The 21,051-nt window shown below is 70.5% G+C and carries 16 protein-coding genes; 11 read left to right on the top strand and 5 right to left on the bottom strand.

Annotated features, from left to right (window positions below; all coding sequences use genetic code 11):
• Window positions 1–144: 144 nt before the first annotated feature.
• On the top strand, window positions 145–1,851 hold the full coding sequence (locus tag PGN25_18935; GenBank protein MEH3119596.1) for a heparinase II/III family protein: 1,707 nt from the start codon (window positions 145–147) through the stop codon (window positions 1,849–1,851).
• A 134-nt stretch (window positions 1,852–1,985) separates the two neighbouring features.
• A complete protein-coding gene (gene purH / locus PGN25_18930) occupies window positions 1,986–3,599 on the top strand; it encodes a bifunctional phosphoribosylaminoimidazolecarboxamide formyltransferase/IMP cyclohydrolase (GenBank protein MEH3119595.1) in 1,614 nt (537 codons plus the stop codon).
• Between the two features lie 267 nt (window positions 3,600–3,866).
• Here the strand turns inward: purH and PGN25_18925 are convergent, their stop codons facing one another.
• The 4 genes from PGN25_18925 to PGN25_18910 form a co-directional block, all read right to left on the bottom strand.
• Window positions 3,867–5,567, bottom strand: coding sequence for a cation acetate symporter (locus tag PGN25_18925; GenBank protein ID MEH3119594.1), 1,701 nt, complete (start codon window positions 5,565–5,567; stop codon window positions 3,867–3,869).
• Window positions 5,564–5,950, bottom strand: a complete 387-nt coding sequence (locus tag PGN25_18920; protein ID MEH3119593.1) for a DUF485 domain-containing protein — start codon at window positions 5,948–5,950, stop codon at window positions 5,564–5,566. The genes PGN25_18925 and PGN25_18920 overlap by 4 nt, the downstream gene beginning before the upstream one ends.
• Before the next feature lie 374 nt (window positions 5,951–6,324).
• Window positions 6,325–8,271 carry an acetate--CoA ligase gene (gene acs / locus PGN25_18915; protein ID MEH3119592.1) on the bottom strand — a complete coding sequence of 649 codons (1,947 nt, stop codon included), beginning with the start codon at window positions 8,269–8,271 and terminating at the stop codon, window positions 6,325–6,327.
• Between the two features lie 226 nt (window positions 8,272–8,497).
• Window positions 8,498–10,999, bottom strand: coding sequence for a PAS domain-containing sensor histidine kinase (locus tag PGN25_18910; GenBank protein ID MEH3119591.1), 2,502 nt, complete (start codon window positions 10,997–10,999; stop codon window positions 8,498–8,500).
• Between the two features lie 242 nt (window positions 11,000–11,241).
• Between PGN25_18910 and PGN25_18905 the strand changes: the two genes are divergently transcribed.
• Complete coding sequence (locus PGN25_18905; GenBank protein ID MEH3119590.1) at window positions 11,242–11,718, top strand: phasin; 477 nt, start codon at window positions 11,242–11,244, stop codon at window positions 11,716–11,718.
• Window positions 11,719–11,955: 237 nt separating this feature from the next.
• Window positions 11,956–12,273 carry a hypothetical protein gene (locus PGN25_18900; GenBank protein MEH3119589.1) on the top strand — a complete coding sequence of 106 codons (318 nt, stop codon included), beginning with the start codon at window positions 11,956–11,958 and terminating at the stop codon, window positions 12,271–12,273.
• A gap of 442 nt (window positions 12,274–12,715) precedes the next feature.
• On the opposite strand, the gene PGN25_18895 is transcribed toward PGN25_18900, so the two are convergent.
• Window positions 12,716–13,387, bottom strand: coding sequence for a GntR family transcriptional regulator (locus tag PGN25_18895; GenBank protein ID MEH3119588.1), 672 nt, complete (start codon window positions 13,385–13,387; stop codon window positions 12,716–12,718).
• A 400-nt stretch (window positions 13,388–13,787) separates the two neighbouring features.
• Between PGN25_18895 and PGN25_18890 the strand changes: the two genes are divergently transcribed.
• The 7 genes from PGN25_18890 to PGN25_18860 all read left to right on the top strand — a co-directional run bounded on the left by PGN25_18890 (window position 13,788) and on the right by PGN25_18860 (window position 21,045).
• Window positions 13,788–14,378, top strand: coding sequence for an amino acid synthesis family protein (locus tag PGN25_18890; protein MEH3119587.1), 591 nt, complete (start codon window positions 13,788–13,790; stop codon window positions 14,376–14,378).
• Window positions 14,371–16,134 (top strand): alpha/beta fold hydrolase, encoded by a 1,764-nt coding sequence (locus tag PGN25_18885; protein MEH3119586.1) that lies wholly within the window; start codon window positions 14,371–14,373, stop codon window positions 16,132–16,134. The genes PGN25_18890 and PGN25_18885 overlap by 8 nt, the downstream gene beginning before the upstream one ends.
• 68 nt (window positions 16,135–16,202) lie before the next feature.
• Complete coding sequence (locus PGN25_18880) at window positions 16,203–17,240, top strand: LLM class flavin-dependent oxidoreductase (protein ID MEH3119585.1); 1,038 nt, start codon at window positions 16,203–16,205, stop codon at window positions 17,238–17,240.
• A gap of 14 nt (window positions 17,241–17,254) precedes the next feature.
• Complete coding sequence (locus PGN25_18875) at window positions 17,255–18,724, top strand: aldehyde dehydrogenase (GenBank protein ID MEH3119584.1); 1,470 nt, start codon at window positions 17,255–17,257, stop codon at window positions 18,722–18,724.
• A gap of 10 nt (window positions 18,725–18,734) precedes the next feature.
• Window positions 18,735–19,043 carry an NIPSNAP family protein gene (locus tag PGN25_18870; GenBank protein ID MEH3119583.1) on the top strand — a complete coding sequence of 103 codons (309 nt, stop codon included), beginning with the start codon at window positions 18,735–18,737 and terminating at the stop codon, window positions 19,041–19,043.
• Window positions 19,044–19,156: 113 nt separating this feature from the next.
• Window positions 19,157–20,143 (top strand): ABC transporter substrate-binding protein, encoded by a 987-nt coding sequence (locus PGN25_18865; protein ID MEH3119582.1) that lies wholly within the window; start codon window positions 19,157–19,159, stop codon window positions 20,141–20,143.
• A 29-nt stretch (window positions 20,144–20,172) separates the two neighbouring features.
• Window positions 20,173–21,045 carry an ABC transporter permease gene (locus PGN25_18860; protein MEH3119581.1) on the top strand — a complete coding sequence of 291 codons (873 nt, stop codon included), beginning with the start codon at window positions 20,173–20,175 and terminating at the stop codon, window positions 21,043–21,045.
• Window positions 21,046–21,051: the final 6 nt, after the last annotated feature.

Here is a 21,051-nt window from a genome sequence, read left to right as displayed (position 1 = left end):
GCCGGCCGGCGAGAGGACGACACGGCGTTGAAGGGCCGTTAAGAGGGCGGGCACAGGCTTGGCCGGAGCCGGCCGCCCTCGCGCCTCCTTCGCGAGGGCCGCGGCGATCGATACGACCCATCTCGAAGGCTCGGAGGACACCGCTTGGGCAGGGGCCCCGAACGCTGGCAGCTCTACCGCCTGCTCGGTCACGAGATCGTCCGCGCGGTCCGCGAGCGGGCGACGCGGCTCACGGCGCGGCCGGAGCTTCTGACCCGGGCCCGGGTGACCGGGCTCGTCATCGCGCCGCACGACCTGCGCACCAGCGACGCGTCGCTCGCCGACGACATCTATTCCGGCCTGTTCGTGTTCGCCGGGCGCTCGCTGGTGGTGAGCGGGCGCTCGCCCTTCGACCACGATCCCCCCTCCCCCGAATGGGCCGACGCGCTCTACGGCTTCGGCTGGCTGCGCCACCTGCGCGCCGCCGACACGGCTTTGGCCCGCGCCAACGCCCGCGCCTTCGTCTCGGACTTCATGAGCGGACGGGGCGAGGCCGCCCGCGCCAGCCCGGTGCCGGTGGCCTCCCGGCGGCTGATCTCGTTCCTGTGCCAGTCGCCGCTGGTGCTGGAAGGCGCCGACCACGCCTTCTACCAAGCCTTCCTGAAGGCCGTCGGCAAGGGGGCCCGGGAGCTGGAACACGCGCTGCGCCGCTCGGCGCCGCCGCAATCGCGCCTGCTCGCGGCGGTGGCGCTGACCTATGCCGGCCTGTGCTGCGAGGGCATCGAGCCGATCCTGCGAAGGGCCACCCGCATCCTCGTGCGCGAACTCGAAGCGCAGATCCTGGCCGACGGCGGCCACCGCTCGCGCGATCCGCGCTTCGCCATGGAACTGCTGCTCGACCTGCTGCCCCTGCGCCAGAGCTTCCTCAGCCGCAGCGTCGACCCGCCGGAGGCGCTGCTGCGCGCCGTCGACCGGATGCTGCCGGCCCTGCGCCTCTTGCGGCACGGCGACGCCTCGCTCAGCCACTTCAACGGCATGGGCGTGACCGCGGCCGACCACCTCGCCACGCTGCTGGTCTATGACGGGGCCGGCACCGAGCCGCTGATGTACGCGCCGCATTCCGGATACGCCCGGCTCGAACGCGGCCGGGTCGTGCTGGTCTGCGACGTCGGCGCGCCACCGCCGATGGACCAGTCGCGCGAGGCCGCCGCCGGCTGCCTCTCCTTCGAGCTGACGAGCGGAGCGCAGCGCATCGTCGTCAATTGCGGGGCGCCCGCGAGCGGCGGCGAACGGCACCGGGCGGCGCGCAGCACCGCCGCCCACGCGACCGCGACGGTGGCCGACACCTCCTCCTGCCGTTTCCTCGACGAGCCGGAGGATTGGTGGATCGGCCGCCTCGCCGCGCGCTGGCTGCTGGCGCGGCGCGGGCCCGTGGTCCTGCGCGGCCCCGGCCCCGTCGCCGTGGAGCGGCGCACCGAGGACGGCGCGGCGGTGCTCGCCGCGCGGCACGACGGCTACCTGTCCGAGTTCGGCATCGTCCACGAGCGCCGCTGGCGTCTCTCCGACGGACCGGTCCGGCTCGAAGGAGAGGACGCCTTCCGGCGCGACGGCAAGCGCCCGCGGCCCCAGCCGGTCGCGATCCGCTTCCACCTGCACACCGCCGTCGCCGTGCGGGCACGGGAGGACGGCAGCGTCGCGCTCGGCCTGCCGACCGGCGAGGCGTGGCGCTTCACGGCGGAGGGCGCCACGGCGGCGATCGAGGAGAGCGTCTACTTCGCCGGCGTCGTCGGCGCGCGGCGCACGGCGCAGATCGTCCTGCACCTGACCGTCGCCGAGGACGCGCGGGTGCGCTGGCGGATCGAGCAGATCTGACCGTTCGAACCCTTTGCGGCGGTTGAACCGACCGTTTCCGCACCAAGGCTTCGCCCCGCGCAACTGGCCGCCCCCGCCGGTTCCGTGCTACCGCGCGCGGAAAATCCCTCCTAATGACGACACAGGCCAGCACGATGCCGCGCGACCAGATCCGGGTCACCCGCGCCCTCCTCTCCGTCTCGGACAAGACCGGGCTGACGGATTTCGCCGCCGCCCTGGCGCAGCGGGGCATCGAGCTGGTCTCGACCGGCGGCACCCACCGGGCGCTGACGGAAGCCGGGCTCGCCGTGAAGGAGGTCTCCGAGCTGACGCGTTTCCCCGAGATGATGGACGGGCGGGTGAAGACGCTGCATCCGGCGGTGCATGGCGGCCTGCTCGCGGTGCGCGACAATCCCGAGCATCAGGCGGCACTCGCCGCCCATGGCATCGGCGCCATCGACCTGCTCGTGGTCAACCTCTACCCGTTCGAGGAGACGCTGACGGCCGGCAAGGCCTACGACGACTGCGTCGAGAACATCGACGTCGGCGGCCCGGCGATGATCCGCGCGGCGGCCAAGAACCACGCCGACGTGGCCGTGGTGGTCGATGTCGCCGATTACGCCGAAATCCTCGCCGAACTCTCCGCCAATGCGGGCAACCTCGCCGCCGCGACGCGGCGGCGGCTGGCGCGGAAGGCGTTCTCCCGCACGGCCTCCTACGACGCGGCCATCGCCAACTGGCTCGCCGAGGTCGAGGGGCGCGACGAGGCGCCGACCTTCAAGGCGCCGACCTTCAAGGCTCTTGGCGGCACGCTGGCGCAGGGCCTGCGCTACGGCGAGAATCCGCACCAGTCGGCCGCCTTCTACCGCCTGCCCGGCCGCTTGCGCCCCGGCATCGCCACCGCCCGGCAGGTGCAGGGCAAGGACCTGTCCTACAACAACCTCAACGACACCGACGCCGCCTACGAATGCGTCGCCGAGTTCGACCCGGCCCGCACCGCGGCGGTGGCGATCGTCAAGCACGCCAATCCCTGCGGCGTGGCGGAAGCGCCGAGCCTGATCGAGGCCTACGAGCGGGCGCTCGCCTGCGACCCGACCTCGGCCTTCGGCGGCATCGTCGCCCTCAATCGCCCTCTGGACGCCGAGGCCGCAAAAAAGATCGTCGAGGTCTTCACCGAGGTCATCATCGCTCCCGACGCCTCCGAGGAGGCGAAGGCGATCGTCGGCGCCAAGAAGAACCTGCGGCTGCTGCTGGCGGGCGGCCTCGCCGATCCGCGGGCTCCGGGCGAGACCATCCGCACCGTGGCGGGCGGCTTCCTCGTCCAGGGCCGCGACGCGTCGAACGTGGACGACATGGCGCTGAAGGTCGTCACCCGGCGCGCGCCGAGCGAGACGGAGCTCGCCGACATGCGCTTCGCCTATCGCGTCGCCAAGCACGTGAAGTCGAACGCCATCGTCTACGCCAAGGGCGGCGCGACGGTCGGGATCGGCGCCGGGCAGATGTCGCGGGTCGATTCCTCCATCACCGCCGCGCGCAAGGCCGCGGAGGCGGCCCGGCGTCTCGGCCTGTCCGAAAGCCTCGCCAAGGGCTCGGCGGTGGCGTCCGACGCCTTCTTCCCCTTCGCCGACGGCCTCCTCGCCGCGGCCGAAGCCGGGGCCACCGCGGTGATCCAGCCCGGCGGCTCGATGCGCGACGGCGCGGTGATCGAGGCAGCCGACGCGGCCGGGCTCACCATGGTCTTCACGGGCGTGCGCCACTTCCGGCACTGATACGGTTTCCGGTTGACCGGCTCGGTTCCTCACCCGTCATCGCGAGCGAATGCGAAGCGATCCAGGCCGCCGCCCTATCCGGAGGTGTCGCGCCCTGGATCGCCACGGCTTCGCCTCGCGATGACGGAGCATGGCAAAGACCGAAGCGATCAACCGGATACCGTATGAGACCACGCTGCCGCGCAACGAAAAGGCCCCGCCGAGCGGCGGGGCCTCTCTTTTTGTATGCCGGAACCGGCGATGAGTCGGACTCATCGCCGATCGTTATCAGTGCGCGTGCGCGGTCGAGGCGCCGATGCCGGTCTCGGAGCGGACGTACTGCGCGTCGAAGGCGGCGCGCTCGCGGTTGGCCCGGCGGGTCCGATCGAGCAGCGACACCGCCCAGATCGTCACGAAGGCCAGCGGCATCGAGAACAGGGCCGGGTTCGCGTAGGGGAACAGGGCCGCCGGATGGCCGAAGGTCTTCACCCAGACCGCGTCCGACAGGACCACCATCGTCACCGCCGCGACGAGGCCGACGAGGCCGCCGACGAGCGCACCCCAGGTCGTGGTGCCGCGCCACAGGATCGACATCGTGAGGACCGGGAAGTTGCAGGACGCCGCCACCGAGAAGGCGAGGCCGACCATGAAGGCGACGTTCTGGTTCTCGAACACGTAGCCGAGATAGATCGCCACGATGCCGATGCCGACGGCGGAGATCTTGGAGAGGTTGACCTCCGCCTTCTCCGTGGTGCGGCCGCGGGCGATGACCTGGGCGTAGAGATCGTGGCTGATCGCCGAGGCGCCGGCCAGCGTCAGGCCCGCCACCACCGCGAGGATGGTCGCGAAGGCCACCGCCGAGATGAAGCCGAGGAAGTACGGCCCGCCGACCGCGTTGGCGAGGTTCACGGCCACCATGTTGGTGCCGCCGATCATGTCCTTGATCTTGTCGTAGGTCGTGCCGTCGGCGCCGAGCTTGAAGTAGCTCGGATCGGACATCAGCAGGGCGATGCCGCCGAAGCCGATGATGAAGGTGAGGATGTAGAAGTAGCCGATCAGGCCGGTGGCGTAGAACACCGACTTGCGCGCGGCCTGGGCGTCCGACACGGTGAAGAAGCGCATCAGGATGTGCGGCAGGCCGGCGGTGCCGAACATCAGGCCGACGCCGAGCGAGATCGAGTCGATCGGGTTCGAGACCAGGCCGCCGGGCGCCATGATGGCGTCGCCCTTCGGATGGGTCTGCACGGCGGTCGCGAACAGCTTCTCCGGGCTGAAGCCGTACTTGTAGAGCACGGCGCCGGCCATGAAGGTCGCCCCGCCCAGAAGCAGGCAGGCCTTGATGACCTGCACCCAGGTCGTCGCCTTCATGCCGCCGAAGGCGACGTAGACGATCATCAGCGTGCCGACGATCACCACCGCGTAGAGATAGGGCAGGCCGAACAGGAGCTGGATCAGCTTGCCCGCGCCGACCATCTGAGCGATCAGGTAGAAGGCCACCACGACGAGGGTCCCGGTCGCCGAGATGATGCGGATCGCGGTCTGGTCGAGGCGGAAGCTCGCCACGTCGGCGAAGGTGAACTTGCCCAAGTTGCGCAAGCGCTCGGCGATCAGGAACAGCACGATCGGCCAGCCGACCAGGAAGCCCGTCGAGTAGATCAGGCCGTCGAAGCCCGAGGAGTAGACGAGGCCCGAGATGCCGAGGAAGGAGGCCGCCGACATGTAGTCGCCGGCGATCGCCAGCGAGTTGGTGCGCGCCGAGATGCCGCCGCCCGCGGCGTAGAAGTCCGAGGCCGACTTGGAGCCCTTCGCCACCCGGTAGGTGATCCCGAGGGTGAACAGCACGAAGAACAGGAACATGAAGATGGCGGGCCAGTTCGTGGCCTGCTGCTGTACGGCGCCCATGTCGGGGCCGGCGGCGAGCGCCGAACCGATGCCGAGCGCGAGGCTCGCACCCGGGAGAGGAACGAGTCGGGAGACGAGGCGGATCATTTGGCGAGGCTCCGGACGAGGTCGGCCGAGAGCCGGTCGTAGCGCGTGTTGGCGCGGGCGACGTAGACGCCCGTGAGGATGAACGCGAAGACGATGACGAACATGCCCATGTAGAAGCCGAGCGAGGCCGTGCCGCCGACCTTGGTCGCGAGCAGCGCCCTGTCGAAGGCGATCAGGCCGATGAAGCCGAAATAGACGAGCAGGATCAGGCCGGTGAGGATCCAGCCGAACCGTGTGCGCTCGTGAACCAGGGTCTTGAAGGTCGGGTGCTCGGCGATGCGGTCGAGCCGGTGGTCGGGCTCGGGCATGTCGAGGGCATCGGCCCCGTGGAGTGTGCGGACGTCCGACGTCGCCGCCGGCCTCACCGTCTGTGTGGCGCTCATCGATCTCCTCCCGCCTGTCCGGTCCCCACGCGCGGCCGGGCCGTCGGCTGGTTTGTTCTTCAGGTGATTCGCGACGCGGGCCTTGTTTCTCCGCATCGTCGCGGGCCTCATCCGGCCGCCGCTCGGGCAACCGGCCGTCCTTTGCGGCAAGGGTTCGGCAAACCCCCGGCCCACAATCGCTACCTTAGAGCGGCTTTCGATCGCGGCGCAATCGGTCGTCGCCCTAAGCCACTGTTTTATCTCGTTCTCTCGGATCGCCCGGACCTCGATCCCGCACGGATCACCGGCCTCGCCGGCCGGGGCCGCACCATCGGTTGCAGGGCAAACCGAACGGCCCCCACCGAGTGTCTCGGCGGGGGCTTGAGGGAGCGGCGTCAGGCGCGGTTCTGGCGGTTCTCGATCAGGTCGTCGACCACCGCCGGCTCGGCCAGGGTCGAGGTGTCGCCGAGGGATCCGAAATCGTCCTCGGCGATCTTGCGCAGGATGCGGCGCATGATCTTGCCCGAGCGGGTCTTGGGCAGGCCCGGCGCGAACTGGATCAGGTCGGGCGAGGCGATCGGGCCGATATCCTTGCGGACCCAGGTCACCAGTTCCTTGCGCAGGGCGTCGTCGCCCTCCTCGCCCTCGTTGAGGGTGACGTAGGCGTAGATGCCCTGGCCCTTCACGTTGTGGGGGTAGCCGACCACCGCCGCCTCCGAGACCTTCGGATGCGCCACCAGCGAGGATTCGACCTCGGCGGTGCCCATGCGGTGACCCGAGACGTTGATCACGTCGTCGACGCGGCCGGTGATCCAGTAGTAGCCGTCGGCGTCGCGCCGGGCGCCGTCGCCGGTGAAGTAGAGGTTCTTGTAGGTCGAGAAGTAGGTCTGCTCGAACCGCTCGTGGTCGCCGTAGACCGTGCGCATCTGGCCCGGCCAGCTATCCTTGATGCAGAGGTTGCCCTCGCAGGCGCCGTCGAGTTCCTTGCCCTCGGCATCGACCATCACCGGCTGCACGCCGAAGAACGGCCGGGTCGCCGAGCCGGGCTTGAGCCGGGTCGCGCCGGGAAGCGGGGTGATGAGGATGCCGCCGGTCTCGGTCTGCCACCACGTATCGACGATGGAGCAGCGGGAATCGCCGACGACGCGGTAGTACCAGTCCCAGGCCTCCGGGTTGATCGGTTCGCCGACCGAGCCCAGCACGCGGAGCGAGGTGCGCGCGGTCTTCTTCACCGGACCTTCGCCGCCGCCCATCAGCGAGCGGATCGCCGTCGGTGCGGTGTAGAAGACGTTGACCTCGTGCTTGTCGATCACCTCCCAGAAGCGGGCGTTCGACGGGTAGGTCGGGATGCCCTCGAACATCAGCGTCGTGGCGCCGTTCGCGAGCGGACCGTAGACGATGTAGCTGTGGCCGGTGACCCAGCCGACATCCGCGGTGCACCAGTAGATGTCGCCGTCGTGGTAGTCGAAGACGTACCGGTGGGTCATCGAGGCGTAGACGAGATAGCCGCCGGTGGTGTGCACCACGCCCTTCGGCTGGCCGGTCGAGCCCGAGGTGTAGAGGATGAAGAGCGGGTGCTCGGCCTCCACCGCCTCGGCCGGGCAATCGTCCGTCACCTGCTCGGCGGCCTCGTGGTAGTAGACGTCGCGGCCCGGCTCCATCGCGACGGCGCCGCCGGTGCGCCTCACGACGATGACGTGATCCACGAGCTCCTTGTCGAGGCGCTTGATCGCCTCGTCGACGTTGGCCTTGAGCGGCACCTTGCGCCCGCCGCGCAGGCCCTCGTCGGCGGTGACGACGAGCTTCGAGCCGCAGCCGTCGATGCGGCTCGCCAGCGAGTCGGGCGAGAAGCCGCCGAAGACGATGGCGTGGATGGCGCCCAGCCGCGCGCAGGCGAGCATGGCGTAGGCGGCCTCGGGGATCATCGGCAGGTAGAGCGTGACGCGGTCGCCCTTGCCGACGCCGCGGTTGCGCAGGACGTTGGCCATCCGGCACACTTCCGCGTGCAACTGCCTGTAGGTGATGTGCCTCGACTCGTTCGGGTCGTCGCCCTCCCAGATGATCGCGGTCTGGTCGCCGCGGGTTTCGAGGTGGCGATCGATGCAGTTCAGGGCGACGTTGGTCTTGCCGTCCTCGAACCACTTGATCGAGACGTTATCGGGCGCAAAGCTGGTATTCTTGACCTTGCTGAACGGGGTCGACCAGTCGATGCGCTTGCCGTGCTCGGCCCAGAACCCTTCGGGATCGGAAACGGAGGCCGCGTACATCGCCTTGTACTCGGCATCGTCGATGAGAGCCCGCTCGCGCCACGCATCTTGGACGTCGATGACCTTCTCGCTCATTTGGTTTCTTCCCTGACGGTGCCCGATCGTATCGCGAAGGTCCGCGCAGCCGGGGCTTCCGAAAAACTCTTAAGCGCAGTTGAATACACCCGGCAAGCGCCAAAAAGTCGAGGCCCGCAGGTTTGCGCAATCGGTTTGTACGCTACTTTATTGCACAGTATCGCGGAACGTCCCGCTCGGTGCGAAACGTCTGCGAAACCGAACAGATCGACCGCGATGAAAGCCGTCACGCGGCGGGAAACAGCATCTCGACCAGGGTTCCCTCGTGCTTGCGGCTCGTGATGCGGAAGCGGCCGCGATTGGCCTCCACCAGCGCCTTGGTCAGGATCAGCCCGAACCCCTTCTCCTCGCCCTCCGCGGCCGGGCCGAGATCGGCCCGGAACGGTTCGAGGGCGCCGAGCAGTTCCTCCTCGGTCATGCCCGTGCCGGTGTCGCGCACCCGCAGGGCGACCTCGCCGCGCTCGGCGAGCGTGGTCGAGACGATCACCTGTCCGCCCGCCTCCGTCACCCGGATGGCGTTGCCGAGCACCGTCAGCGCCGCCTGTCGGATCGAGCGCTCGTCGGCCTTCAGGGACGGAAGATCCGCGGAGAGGCTGGTGCGCAGGACGATGCGGTCCCGCGCCGCCTGCGCCTGCTGTGCGGCGATGCAGGACGCGACGAGATCGTTGAGGGCGAGGCTGGCGAAGGCGAGCTTGCCGCGGCCCGCCTGGATCTCGGCGAGATCGCGCAGATCGTCGATCAGGCCGGCGATGCGGCCGCCGGAGAGGCGCACCTCGCGCAGGTAAGCCTCCAGACGCTCGGCATCGGCCCGGTCGAAGCGGTCCGAGAGCATCATGTCGGTGAGGCTCAGGATCGCGTTGAGCGAGGGGCGGATCTCGCGGCTGACCCGCGCGAGCGCATTGGCCTTCCAGGCGGCCTCCGCCTCGGGCACCTCCCGCGTGACCGGTTCGGCCGTCGTCGGCGCCGACAGGGCGGCGTCCTCGCCACGGATCTCGCGCAGGCTGGCGCAGTAGCCCGGCGCGTCCTCGCCCAGCAGCCGGGCGATACGCAGGCGCAGGGCCGCCGCCCCGGTCCGCGCCGTGACACCGTGAAGCTCGCTCGCTCCCGAGCGGCGGGAAGCGCTGACCGCCGCCTCCAGCGCCGGCAGGCTCTCGGGCGCGAACAGGTCGGCGAAGCGCCCGCCCACGACCTCCTTGGGATGGGCGTGCACGAGTTCGGCCGCGCTCGGGTTCAGGCCGACGACGCGGCCCTCGGCGTCGAGGGTGACGACGCCCTCCTCCAGGCTGTCCAGCACCTTCTCCGCCCGCGCCCGCGCGGCATTCGGCGGGATCGCGACGGCTTCGGCGACGCTCTCGCCGGCGGCGGCGCGCGCGAGGCAGATCTCGGCCGGCGCCCCCTCCCAGACGAGGCCGGCGTGGTCGATGCGCAGCGCCACGGTGCCGCCCCCGGCATGGGCGAAGGGCGCCGGCTCCGCCGTCTTCCGCTCACCGGGCGGGAGGCCGCGAAACAATTGCGCGAGACCCGACTGCCGCAGGGCGGCCAGGTCGGCATGGCCGGTCAGGGCGAGGAAGGCGCGGGTCGCGAACAAGACCTCGTCGCCACGATAGACCAGCACGCCGAGCGGCAGACTTTCGAGCAGTTCGGCGAGCGCCGAGCGGGCGCGGCCCTCGGCGTCGGCGACCCGGCCCGGCGGTGTCGGGAACGGCGTCACCGAACCGCCCGGCGGCGTCTCCGGGCGGGGCGGGGGCGCCGTCTCGTCCGGCACGGCCGCGTCGGGCGCGAAGCGCAGGCCGAGGATGCGCGCCACCTCGCGGAAGGCGGCATGCTCGTTCACCGACAACGCGCCGTCCGCCCCGGGCGCCGCCTCCGGCGCCTCGTTCGGAACGGCCTCCTCCTCGCCGACGACGCGCGGGCGCCGCTCGCCCGGAATCGCGAAACCGCCGAACCCGGAAAAGTCCGCCGTGGCGCGGCCGGCCGGGGCGCCGGAGATCTCGACCGCGTGCGCGAAGGCGGCTCCGTGCACCACGAGCGGCAATGCGCGGAAGGTGCGCCGCGCCGAAAGCGCCGCGATCAGCGCCGGCCCGTCGATCACGCCGTCGGCTGCGAGCATGGCCCAGGAGCGCCCGGCGAGCGCCGCGGCGAGGTCGGGATGGGTGCGGGAGACGGGGGCCAGCACGCCCTCGGCATCGCTGCGCCAGACGAAGCGGGCGGGCAGGTCGGCCGGCTCCGCATCCCGCGCAGGAAGCGGCAGGACAGCCGCCGGCTCCGGGACGGCAGGCTTTTCCGCCTCGGGGGACGGAGCCGCCGTCGAGGGGGATTCGACCGGCCGCAGGGCCGGCAGGGCTCCGATCGGCGCGAGAAGCAGGGCCGACCGCTCTCCCAGGGCCACGCGCGCGACCAGGGCGACCACGGGCGGCGCGACGCCCCGCGGATCGAGGCGCAGGCGGACCATGCGCGGCCGTTCGTCCAACGCACCGGCCCGGTGGATCTGCTCCGGCAGACGCAAGCCGGGCAGGATCGCGCCGTCTTCCCCCGCGATCCCGGCACGCCAGCCCACCGCCGCACCGGCGGCGTGCAGAACCCGTCGAGCCTCCTCATCGAACACGAGGAACGGGCCGCTCTCGCGGACGAGATGGGCCGTCGACGCATCGCTCCGCCACCGCACGAGCGCAGCCCGGAGGGTCGAAGCGTCCTCCGATGAGGATTCCTGCACAGCGCGGTCCGACATCCGAACCCTGGTCATGAGCCCCTTCATAGCCCTGCCGACGGTCGCGCGGGGCATGAACACCAGGGCCCTGTGTAACTTAACTGCCGCCGGACGTGGACACTGAAGCGCGCCGACACACGTTTATCAACTGGTAACCTTAATTGGCTCCACGGGGCTGGCAAAAGGGCACACCCTGCGCTATTGTGCATTGCACATTGTGCGCCGCACAACGAGCGCCCGACGCGACATCAGAGGAGACAGGCATGAGCAGCACCCCGAATTACGAGATCCCCACCGAGATGCGCGACTTCGCCGAGAAGAGCGTCGAGCAGGCCCGGAAGGCCTTCGACTCGTTCATCGGTGCCGCCCGCCGCACCGCGGACACGGTGCAGGGCTCGACCGATCTCGCCCGCGCCAACGCGACCAGCATCTCCAGCCGCGGTTTCGAGTACGCCGAGCAGAACGTCAACGCCGCGTTCGACCTGGCGCAGAAGCTCGTCCGCTCGCGCGACGTTCAGGAGGCGATGCAGCACCAGGCCGAGTTCGTGCGTGCGCAGTTCGCCGCGATCCAGGCGCAGGCCAAGGAGTTCGGCGGTCTCGCCCAGAGCGCGTTCCAGCAGAGCGCCGAGAACGCCAAGAGCGCCATGCAGCAGGGAGCCGCCGAGGCCCGCCAGGCCTACGAGCAGGGCGTCGAGACCGCCCGCGAGAACGCCAACGACGCGCAGAAGGCGACGTCCTGATCCGTCCTCCGCGGCGCTCGTCCCGCGCCGCGCACGATCCGACGGCCCGCTCCCGACGGAGCGGGCCGTTTCCGTTCGAAGCCGGCTTCGCCACTTTTCCGCCGCCCGGGCGCCGCAAGGCTCGATGCGTCGCCGGCTCCATCGCGGAGCGGCCCCTAATCTCTCGCGAATCTCACGTCGCTCCGAAGTGGGCGATCTGCGGTTCAGCGAGGTCCATCGAGCGGAGAGCCCGACATCATGCGTCCCGTCCGTACCCTCGGCATCGCGGCCCTGGTCGCCTTCGCCGGAAGCCTCGCCCCCGCCCACGCGCAGTACGACGACGAGGGCTACGACGCCCCGCCGCCGCGGCCCCGCGCCTATCGCGATTGGGGCGGCCCGCCGCCGCGCAGGGCCATGGGCCTGAACTGCGACGCGGTGCAATCCGGCATCAGCGGGCTTCAGCCCTTTTCCTGCCCGCTGCCGGGTCCGCGCCCCTTGGGCGCCCGCTGCTTCTGCGACATGCCCGTCTCGTTCCTGAACGGCCCGCGCACGGCGGTCGGCCGCGTCGCGCCCTGACCCACGCGCTCCCCCGGCGCCGGGACGACGCACGAAAAGGGCCGCTCCGGAGATGTCCGGTGCGGCCCTTTTCGTGCGTTTGCGAAGGCGTCGGTGTGCGCATGCGGGACGTTGGCGGCAGCAACCAGTTCTGATCGACGTCCCAGGAGCGAAACACCTTAGACCATGAGCCGAGTGAATCACCCAGCAGCCTCGCCGTCGAGACACTGAGAGCCTGTTTGACCGGCCGCCGTGTCTTCGTCAGGCAACGGCAAGGCGAGGGAAGGTCCTACTCCCATCCCCACCCTCATCCTAAGGTGCCGGAGCGCAGCGGAGGCCTCGAAGGGTGCTCCAGAAATCGCGCGGGATCTGGAACACCCTTCGAGGCCGCTCACGCGGCACCTCAGGATGAGGGGCGAGATGGGATCACTGCAGTCAAACAGGCTCTGACTCGGACGGGCTCCTAGGGGTTGATCTCGGCAAGCGCCAGTTGCTCGGCGCGCTCGACATGCGAGAGGCTGGCCTGGAACGCGGCCTCTCCGTCACGAGCCCGGATCGCGGCCACGATCCGCCGCATCTCCTCGGGGCCGTCCGTGGCGCGGCCAGGCGTGGCGATGGTGATCGAGCGCAGATGCGTGATGCGCATGTGCAGCGCCGACACGATGTCCCAGGCGATCTCCCGGCCGCTCGCCAGGAACATGCGCTCGTAGAACTGCGCGGTCGCTTCCAGGATCAGGGCGGCGTCCTTGGTCGCGTAGCCATGGGCGATGCGTTCCAGGCTGGCATCCAGCGTATCCGCCACCGCAGGCGCATCGGAGCCTTCGGCGCAGCCCCGTGCGGCCAGCGCCTCAAGATAGCCGCGCACCTCGTAGATCTGGCGCGCCTGTGCCCGGGTGAGCACCGCCACGATCGGACCGCGGTTGGGCACGATCTCGACGATGCCTTCGGCCTCGAGGTGCCGGAGCACTTCGCGGACGACGGAGCGGCTGACGGCGAGCTGGTCGCACAGTTCGCGCTCGACCAAGCGGTCGCCGGGCTTGAAATGCTGGTCGAGGATCGCCCGACGCATCTTGTCGAGCGTCATCTCGCGCAGCGACTTCGTTTCCCGCTCGACTCGTAGAATCCCCGCCACCATCGAAGTCTGCTTCCTGCCTCGCCCGTCCCTCGTGCACCCTCGCGGCGAGATCGTGGGCGGGTACCCCACACCTCGGATACGCGCCGAATCGATACGGCTCCGTCCGCATCCGCCGCGATAGGCCGTGCGAGGCCCGGCCTGCAAGCGCCCGTCTTCCCGACGATGCGGGCCAGCGCCGGCTCCCCGGGATACCATGCAATGCAAAAATTTTGTGCGCATTGCCGGCCGTGACCGAACGGTCTCGGGCTGAACCGGCTGGCCTATATCGTGAAAAGCTGCCCCTTGCAGTGCAAGAAGATCGCTTGCGATGCATCATGGCTCGCAAAATAAGCAGAATGATGCCGAAAACACCTTGCCGTCTTATGGTATACCGTAATACTGTCATCCCCATCGCAGGGAGATGCCCGTGTCGTCGATCCGCAAGCTCGTCGCTTACCAAGAGACCACCTTCATCGAGGGCGGGCGGTCCGCCCCGCAGCCGCTCAAGCTGTTCGGCGTCGCCGCCGTCCTGAAGAACCCCTGGGCGGGGCGGGGCTTCGTCGAGGATCTCAGGCCCGAGATCCGCAGGATCGCGCCGGAGCTCGGCGCCCTGCTGACCGCCGAGATCATCCGCGCCGTCGGGTCCGGCGAGGCGGTCGAGGGCTACGGCAAGGCCGCCGTCGTCGGCACGGAAGGCGAGATCGAGCACGCCTCGGCGCTGATCCACACCCTGCGCTTCGGCAACCATTACCGGCAGGCGGTGGGTGCCAAGAGCTACCTGAGCTTCACCAACACGCGCGGCGGTCCGGATTGCCCGATCGTGATCCCGCTGATGCACAAGCACGACGAGGGCATGCGCTCGCATTACCTCACCGTGCAGTTCTCGATCCTCGATGCGCCGGCGCCCGACGAGGTCGTGGTGGCGCTGGGCGCCTCCGTCGGCGGGCGCCCGCATCATCGCATCGGCGACCGCTACCAGGATCTGCGGGAGATCGAGGCCGGCGATGCCTGAGGCCGCTTCCCCCGCCGTCCTGACCGACCGGGAGGGTCGGCGCACCGCCGTCATCTCGGCCGGCGCCGAGACGGGGGCGACCCCGATCCTGTTCATCCACGGGGTCGGTCTCGACCACTCCGTGTGGCGGCCGCAGATCGCCGCCTTCGCCGGGGTGCGGCCGGTCCACGCCTACGACATGATGGGCCATGGCGGCTCGGACCTGCCGAAGGGCAGGCCGGATCTGGCGGACTACGCCGCCCAGCTCGTCGGCGTCCTCGACGCGCTGGGGATCGGGCGCGCGCATCTGGTCGGCCACTCGATGGGCGCGATGGTGGCGCTGGAGACGGCCCTGTCGCATCCCGCGCGGGTGGCCAGCGTCACCGCGCTCAACGCCGTCTACCGCCGCAGCGCCGAGCAGAGCGCGGCGGTCCTGCGCCGGGTCGAGGCCCTGGAGGCGGGCGAGGCCGGCCCCGGGGTCGAGACCACGTTGGCACGCTGGTTCGATTCCCCGGCGCCGCCGCATCTCGCCGACGAGGCGGAGCGGATGCGGGGCCTGCTGGAACGGGCCGACGAGCAGGGCTACGCCCTGGCCTACCGGGTCTTCGCCACCGCCGACGCCGCCTATGCCGGGCGTCTCCCGGGCCTGTCGGTGCCGGCCCTGTTCATGACGGGCCAGCACGACCCCAACTCCACCCCCGAGATGACGCGGGCGATGGCCGCGGCGGTCCCGGGCGCCCGCGGGCTCGTCCTGTCGGGCGAGCGCCACATGATGCCCCTGGTCGGGGCGGCCAGGGTCAATGCCGAGATCGCACGTTTCCTCGCCGCGCTCGAAGCGGAGGAGCCCACCGCCGCGCCGAAGCGCTTCCGCAACGCGCTCGGTGCCTTCGCCACCGGCGTCACCGTCGTGACGACGCTGCAGGAGAACGGCGAGCCGCGGGGATTTACCGCGAACTCGTTCAGCTCGGTCTCGCTCGATCCGCCGCTCGTCTCGATCTGCATCGCCCGCACGGCCTCGAGCCACCCGGTGTTCAAGGCCGCGCCGCGGTTCGCCGTGAACATCCTGGCGCAGGACCAGCGCGACGTGTCCGGCGTGTTCGCCTCGAAGCGCCCCGACAAGTTCGAGCAGGTCGCCTGGGCCTCGGGCGCCACCGGCTCCCCGGTGCTGGAGGATTGCGCCGCGTGGTTCGACTGCCGCCTGCACGAGGTGGTGGCGGCCGGCGACCACGACATCCTCATCGGCGAAGTGGTCGATTTCGACGGCAGCAACCGGATGCCGCTCGGCTATTGCCGCGGCGCCTATGTCGAGTTCGGTCTCGCCCAGGATGCGGTGGCGGCCAGCGCCCGCTCCAGCGAGGTCCGGGCTATCCTCGAATCGGAGGGCGAAATCCTTCTGGTCGAGGAGCGCGACGGGCGCCTCGCCCTGCCCTCGGCCCCCTGCCTCGAACCGTCCTCCGATCCGAAAAGCCTGCACGGCAAGCTCGCGTCCCTGAGCGTCGCGGCCGAACTCGGGTTCCTGTTCGCCGTCTACGAGGATCACGGCACGCCGGGCGCCCCGACCTCGATCGTCTATCGCGGGAGCTTCTCCGGCCAGACCGGCCCCGGCACCCGCCTCTGGCCGGTCGCGGATCTCGCGAACTGCCCGATCCGGGATCCGGCGGTCCGGACGATGCTCGACCGCTACGCCCGCGAGCGCCGGGAGAATGCCTTCGGCGTCTACGCGGGCAACGTCACCGCGGGAACGGTCCAGACCCTGCACCCGGGTCCGGCGGCCTGATCGGGGCCGCCTCGCCCGCCGCCCGCATCCACCTCCGTCGCGCACAGCCCCTTCTCGCCGAGGCCGACATGAAATTCTCTCTCTTCGTCCACATGGAGCGCTTCGACGACGCGCGCACCCATGCCGAGCTGTTCGATGAACTGACCGACCTCGTCCAGACGGCGGAGCGGGGCGGGTTCGAGGCGGCCTGGATCGGCGAGCACCACGGGATGGAGTTCACGATCGCTCCCAATCCCTTCATCAACCTCGCCTATCTCGGCGCCCGCACCGAGCGCATCCGGCTCGGGACCGGCACGGTGATCGCGCCGTTCTGGCACCCGATCCGCCTCGCCGGGGAGGCGGCGATGACCGATCTCGCCACCGGCGGGCGGCTCGATCTCGGCATCGCCCGGGGTGCCTACAGCTTCGAGTACGAGCGCCTGATGCCCGGCCTCGACGCCTGGGGCGCCGGCCAGCGGATGCGCGAGATGATCCCGGCCCTGCGCGGCCTGTGGACCGGCGACTACACCCACGAGGGCGAGTTCTGGCGCTTCCCGAAGACCACCGCGACACCGAGGCCGCTCCAGAGGCCGGGCATCCCGGTCTGGGTCGCGGCGCGCGATCCGAACTCCCACGCCTTCGCCGTCGAGAACGGCTGCAACGTCCAGGTCACGCCGCTCGCCTCGGGCGACGGCGAGGTCGAGGCGCTGATCGGCCGCTTCGACAAGGCCTGCGCCGACGCGCCCGGGGTGGCGCGCCCGCAGATCATGCTGCTGCAGCACACCTTCGTGTCGGATTCCCCCGAGGACACGGCACGGCTGAGCGAGGATCTGAGCCGGTTCTACTGCGCCTTCGGCGCCCTGTTCCAGAACAAGCTCCCGATCGAGCAGGGCTTCATCCGCGGCCTCGACGCCGACCTCCAGGCCTCGATGCCGCAATACGCGCCCGACACGATCGCCCGGAACCTCGTCATCGGCGAGCCCGATACGGTCATTGCCCGCCTCAAGGCTTACGAGGCGATGGGCTACGACCAGTACTCGGTCTGGATCGACAGCGGCATCGGCCATGCCCGCAAGAAGCGCTCGCTGGAGCGGTTCATCCGCGACGTCATGCCGGCCTTCGCGTGAGCGCGCCCGCGATGCTGCCCACCTTCCGCGCCTATATCGACGGCCGCTTTCCCGAACCGGCCGCGACCTTCGAGAGCCTCGATCCGGCGACCGGCCGCCCCTGGGCCCTGATGCCGGCGGCGAGCCCCGCCGATGTCGACGCGGCGGTGCGGGCCGCCGACCGGGCCCTACGCGATCCGGCCTGGGCCGACCTCGTGCCGACCCGGCGCGGCGCGCTGCTGATGCGATTGGCCGATCTCGTCGCCGAGCGGGCGGGGCATCTGGCCGAACTCGAAACCCGCGACACCGGCAAGATCATCCGCGAGACCCGCAGCCAGATCGGCTACGTGGCGGAGTATTACCGCTATTTCGGCGGTCTCGCGGACAAGCTGCACGGCGCCCACCTGCCGGTGGACAAGCCGGACATGGAGGCCTTCACCCGGCGCGAGCCGATCGGCGTCGTCGCGGCGATCGTGCCCTGGAACTCCTCGCTGTTCCTGTCGGCGGTCAAGCTCGGGCCGGCGCTCGCGGCGGGCTGCACCGTCGTGCTCAAGGCCTCGGAGGAGGCGCCCGCCCCGCTGCTGGCGTTTGCCGAACTGGTGCACGAGGCCGGTTTCCCGCCGGGCGTGGTCAACGTCGTGACCGGCGACGCGACGGGCTGCGGCGCGCCGCTGACGCGCCACCCGCTCGTCGCCCGCGTCGCCTTCACCGGTGGCCCCGGCACCGCCCGCCACATCGTGCGCAACACCGCCGACAACCTCGCGGCGACCTCGCTGGAGCTCGGCGGCAAGTCGCCGGTGCTCGTCTTCGCCGACGCCGATCTGGAGAGCGCCGCCAACGCGGTGGTCGCCGGCATCTTCGCCGCCGCCGGCCAGAGCTGCGTCGCCGGCTCGCGCCTGCTGGTCGAGCGCGGCGTGCACGACCGCTTCCTCGCGATCCTCGCCGAGAAGGCGCGGGCGATCCGCCTCGGCGCGCCGGGCGACCCCGAGACCGAGGTCGGTCCGCTCGCGACCGCGCGGCAGCGGGCGCATATCGAGGCGGTGGTCGAGGCGAGCCTCGCCGCCGGCGGGCGCCTCGTCGTCGGCGGTGCGCGGCCGGAGGGGTTCGCGGAAGGCTTCTACTACCTGCCGACGATCATCGCCGACGCGCACCCCGACACCCCTTGCGCCGCCGAGGAGCTGTTCGGCCCCGTCCTCACGGTCATCCCCTTCGCGGACGAGGCGGAGGCGGTGGCGCTCGCCAACGACTCGCCCTTCGGCCTCGCCTCGGGCGTGTTCACGGCGAGCCTGACCCGGGCCCACCGTTGCATCCGGCGGCTGCGCGCCGGCATCGTCTGGGTCAACACCTACCGGGCGATCTCGCCGATCGTGCCGTTCGGCGGCTTCGGCCTCTCGGGCCTCGGGCGCGAGGGCGGGCTCGAATCGATGCTCGACTACACCCGCACCAAGTCGGTCTGGATCCGCACCTCCGACGCGCCGATCCCCGATCCGTTCGTGATGCGCTGAGGAGGCGCCGGTGATCTACGAGATGCGGACCTACCGGCTCAAGACGGGCGCCGTTCCGGCCTACCTCAAGCTCGTCGGCGAGGAGGGCATCGCGATCCAGCGCGGCCATCTCGGCCACCTCGTCGGCTACTACGCGACCGAGATCGGCCCGCTCAACGAGATCGTCCACGTCTGGGGCTATCGCGATCTCGCCGAGCGCGAGACCCGGCGGGCGGCGCTCGCGGCCGATCCGGCCTGGGTGGCCTTCCTGCCCAGGATCCAGGCGCTGATCGAGACCATGGAATCCAAGATCCTCCGGGCCGCGCCGTTCCATCCGTAGCCCGTGCCGGACCATACGAGCCACTCGCATCGCAGCCACAGGGGGCCAATATGAAGCGCAGGACCATCATCGGCATCGGCGCCGCCGCGCTCGGAGGCGCCGCCCTGGCGGCGATGCCGGCCGCCTCCCTGCTGCCGCGGGCCGCGGCCGCCGCCGGCAGCCTCGTCTTCACGAGCTGGGGCGGCACCACCCAGGAGGCGCAGAAGACCGCCTGGGTCCGGCCCTTCACCAAGGCCAGCGGCGTGCGCGTGCAGATGGACGGCCCGACCGATTACGGGAAGCTCAAGGCGATGGTCGAGAGCGGCAACGTCAGTTGGGACGTGGTCGACGTCGAGTACGACTTCGCCGCCCAGGCCGCCCGGGACGGGCTCCTGGAGCCGATCGACTTCTCGGTGGTCAAGCGCGACGCCCTCGACCCCCGCTTCGTGACCGATCACGCGGTCGGCAGCTTCTACTACGCCTTCGTCCTCGGCTACGGCACCAAGCCGTTTCCGGCCGCGCCGAAGGGCTGGGCCGACCTGTTCGACACCAAGACCTTCCCCGGCAAGCGCACCTTCTACAAGTGGTCGGCACCGGGCGCGCTGGAGATCGCCCTGCTGGCCGACGGCGTGGCGCCGGACAAGCTCTACCCGCTCGATCTCGACCGGGCCTTCGCCAAGCTCGACACCATCAAGTCCGAGATCATCTGGTGGTCGGGCGGCGCGCAGTCGCAGCAGCTCCTGGCCTCCGGCGAGGTCGCGATGGGCCAGTTCTGGAACGGGCGCGTCGCCGCCCTGGAACAGGACAGGCAGCCGGTGGCGATCGCCTGGGAGCAGAACCTCACCACCGCCGACATGCTGGTCGTGCCCAAGGGCAGCCGCAACCGGAAGGCCGCGATGGAGTTCCTCGCCACCGCCACGGGAGCGAAGGAGCAGGCCGACTTCGCCGCCGCCACACGCTACGCCCCGATCAATCTCGGCTCGGCCAAGCTGATGGATCCCGCCGTCGCCGAGACCCTACCGGACCGGCACGCGGCGACGCAGATCGACCTGAACATGGAGTACTGGGCCAAGAACCGCGAGGAGATCGGCAAGCGGTGGTACGCGTGGCAGGCGCGTTGATGGGCTCGATGCGGAACGGAGCAGCCGTCATGACCACAGCACGGATGCAGGCCCTGCCGCTGCCGGACGCTCCACCGCCCTGGACCCGTCGCCTGCGCGGCCTCGGCGCGGTCCTGCCCGCCCTCGTTCTCGTCACCCTGCTGTTCGTCGTGCCGGTGCTCGCGCTGCTCCTGCGCAGCGTTACCGAGCCGGCACCGGGCCTTTCCAACTACGCCACCTTCTTCGGCGGCACGACCTACCTCAAGGTGCTCGGCAACACCTTTCTGATCGCCGGCCTCGTCACCGCCTCAACCCTGATGATCGGCTTCCCGACGGCGTGGTTCCTCGCCGTCGCGCCGCGCCGGATGGCGGGGCTGCTCACCGGCATCGTCGTCCTGTCGATGTGGACCAACCTGCTGGCGCGGACCTACGCCTGGATGGTGCTGCTCCAGGGGACGGGCCTGATCAACCGGGCCCTGCTGGGGCTCGGCCTGATCGCGGCGCCGCTCACCCTGACCAACAACCTCGTCGGCGTCACCGTCGGCATGACCTACATCATGCTGCCCTTCATGGTGCTGCCGCTGGCCTCGGCCATGCGGACGATCGATCCGAGCGTGCTCCAGGCCGCCTCGCTGTGCGGGGCCACCCGCTGGCAGTGCCTGGTCCACATCCTGCTGCCCATGGTCTCCGGAGCCATCGCCTCCGGTGCGCTCATGGTCTTCGTGATGTCGCTCGGCTACTTCGTGACGCCCGCGCTTCTGGGCGGCACCGCCAACATGATGCTGCCCGAACTGATCGCGCAGCTCGTCCAGTCGCTGCTCGACTGGGGGCTGGCCAGCGCCGCCGCGACGATCCTGCTGGTCCTTACCCTGATCCTGTACACGCTCCAGATCCGGTTCTTCGGAACCCGCGGCGCGGCTTGAGGAGGG

The organism is Methylorubrum populi, assembly GCA_036946625.1.
GTDB lineage: Bacteria > Pseudomonadota > Alphaproteobacteria > Rhizobiales > Beijerinckiaceae > Methylobacterium > Methylobacterium populi_C.
The sequence above is the reverse complement of the archived record's forward strand: the minus strand, read 5'-3'. Positions and strand labels throughout refer to the sequence as shown.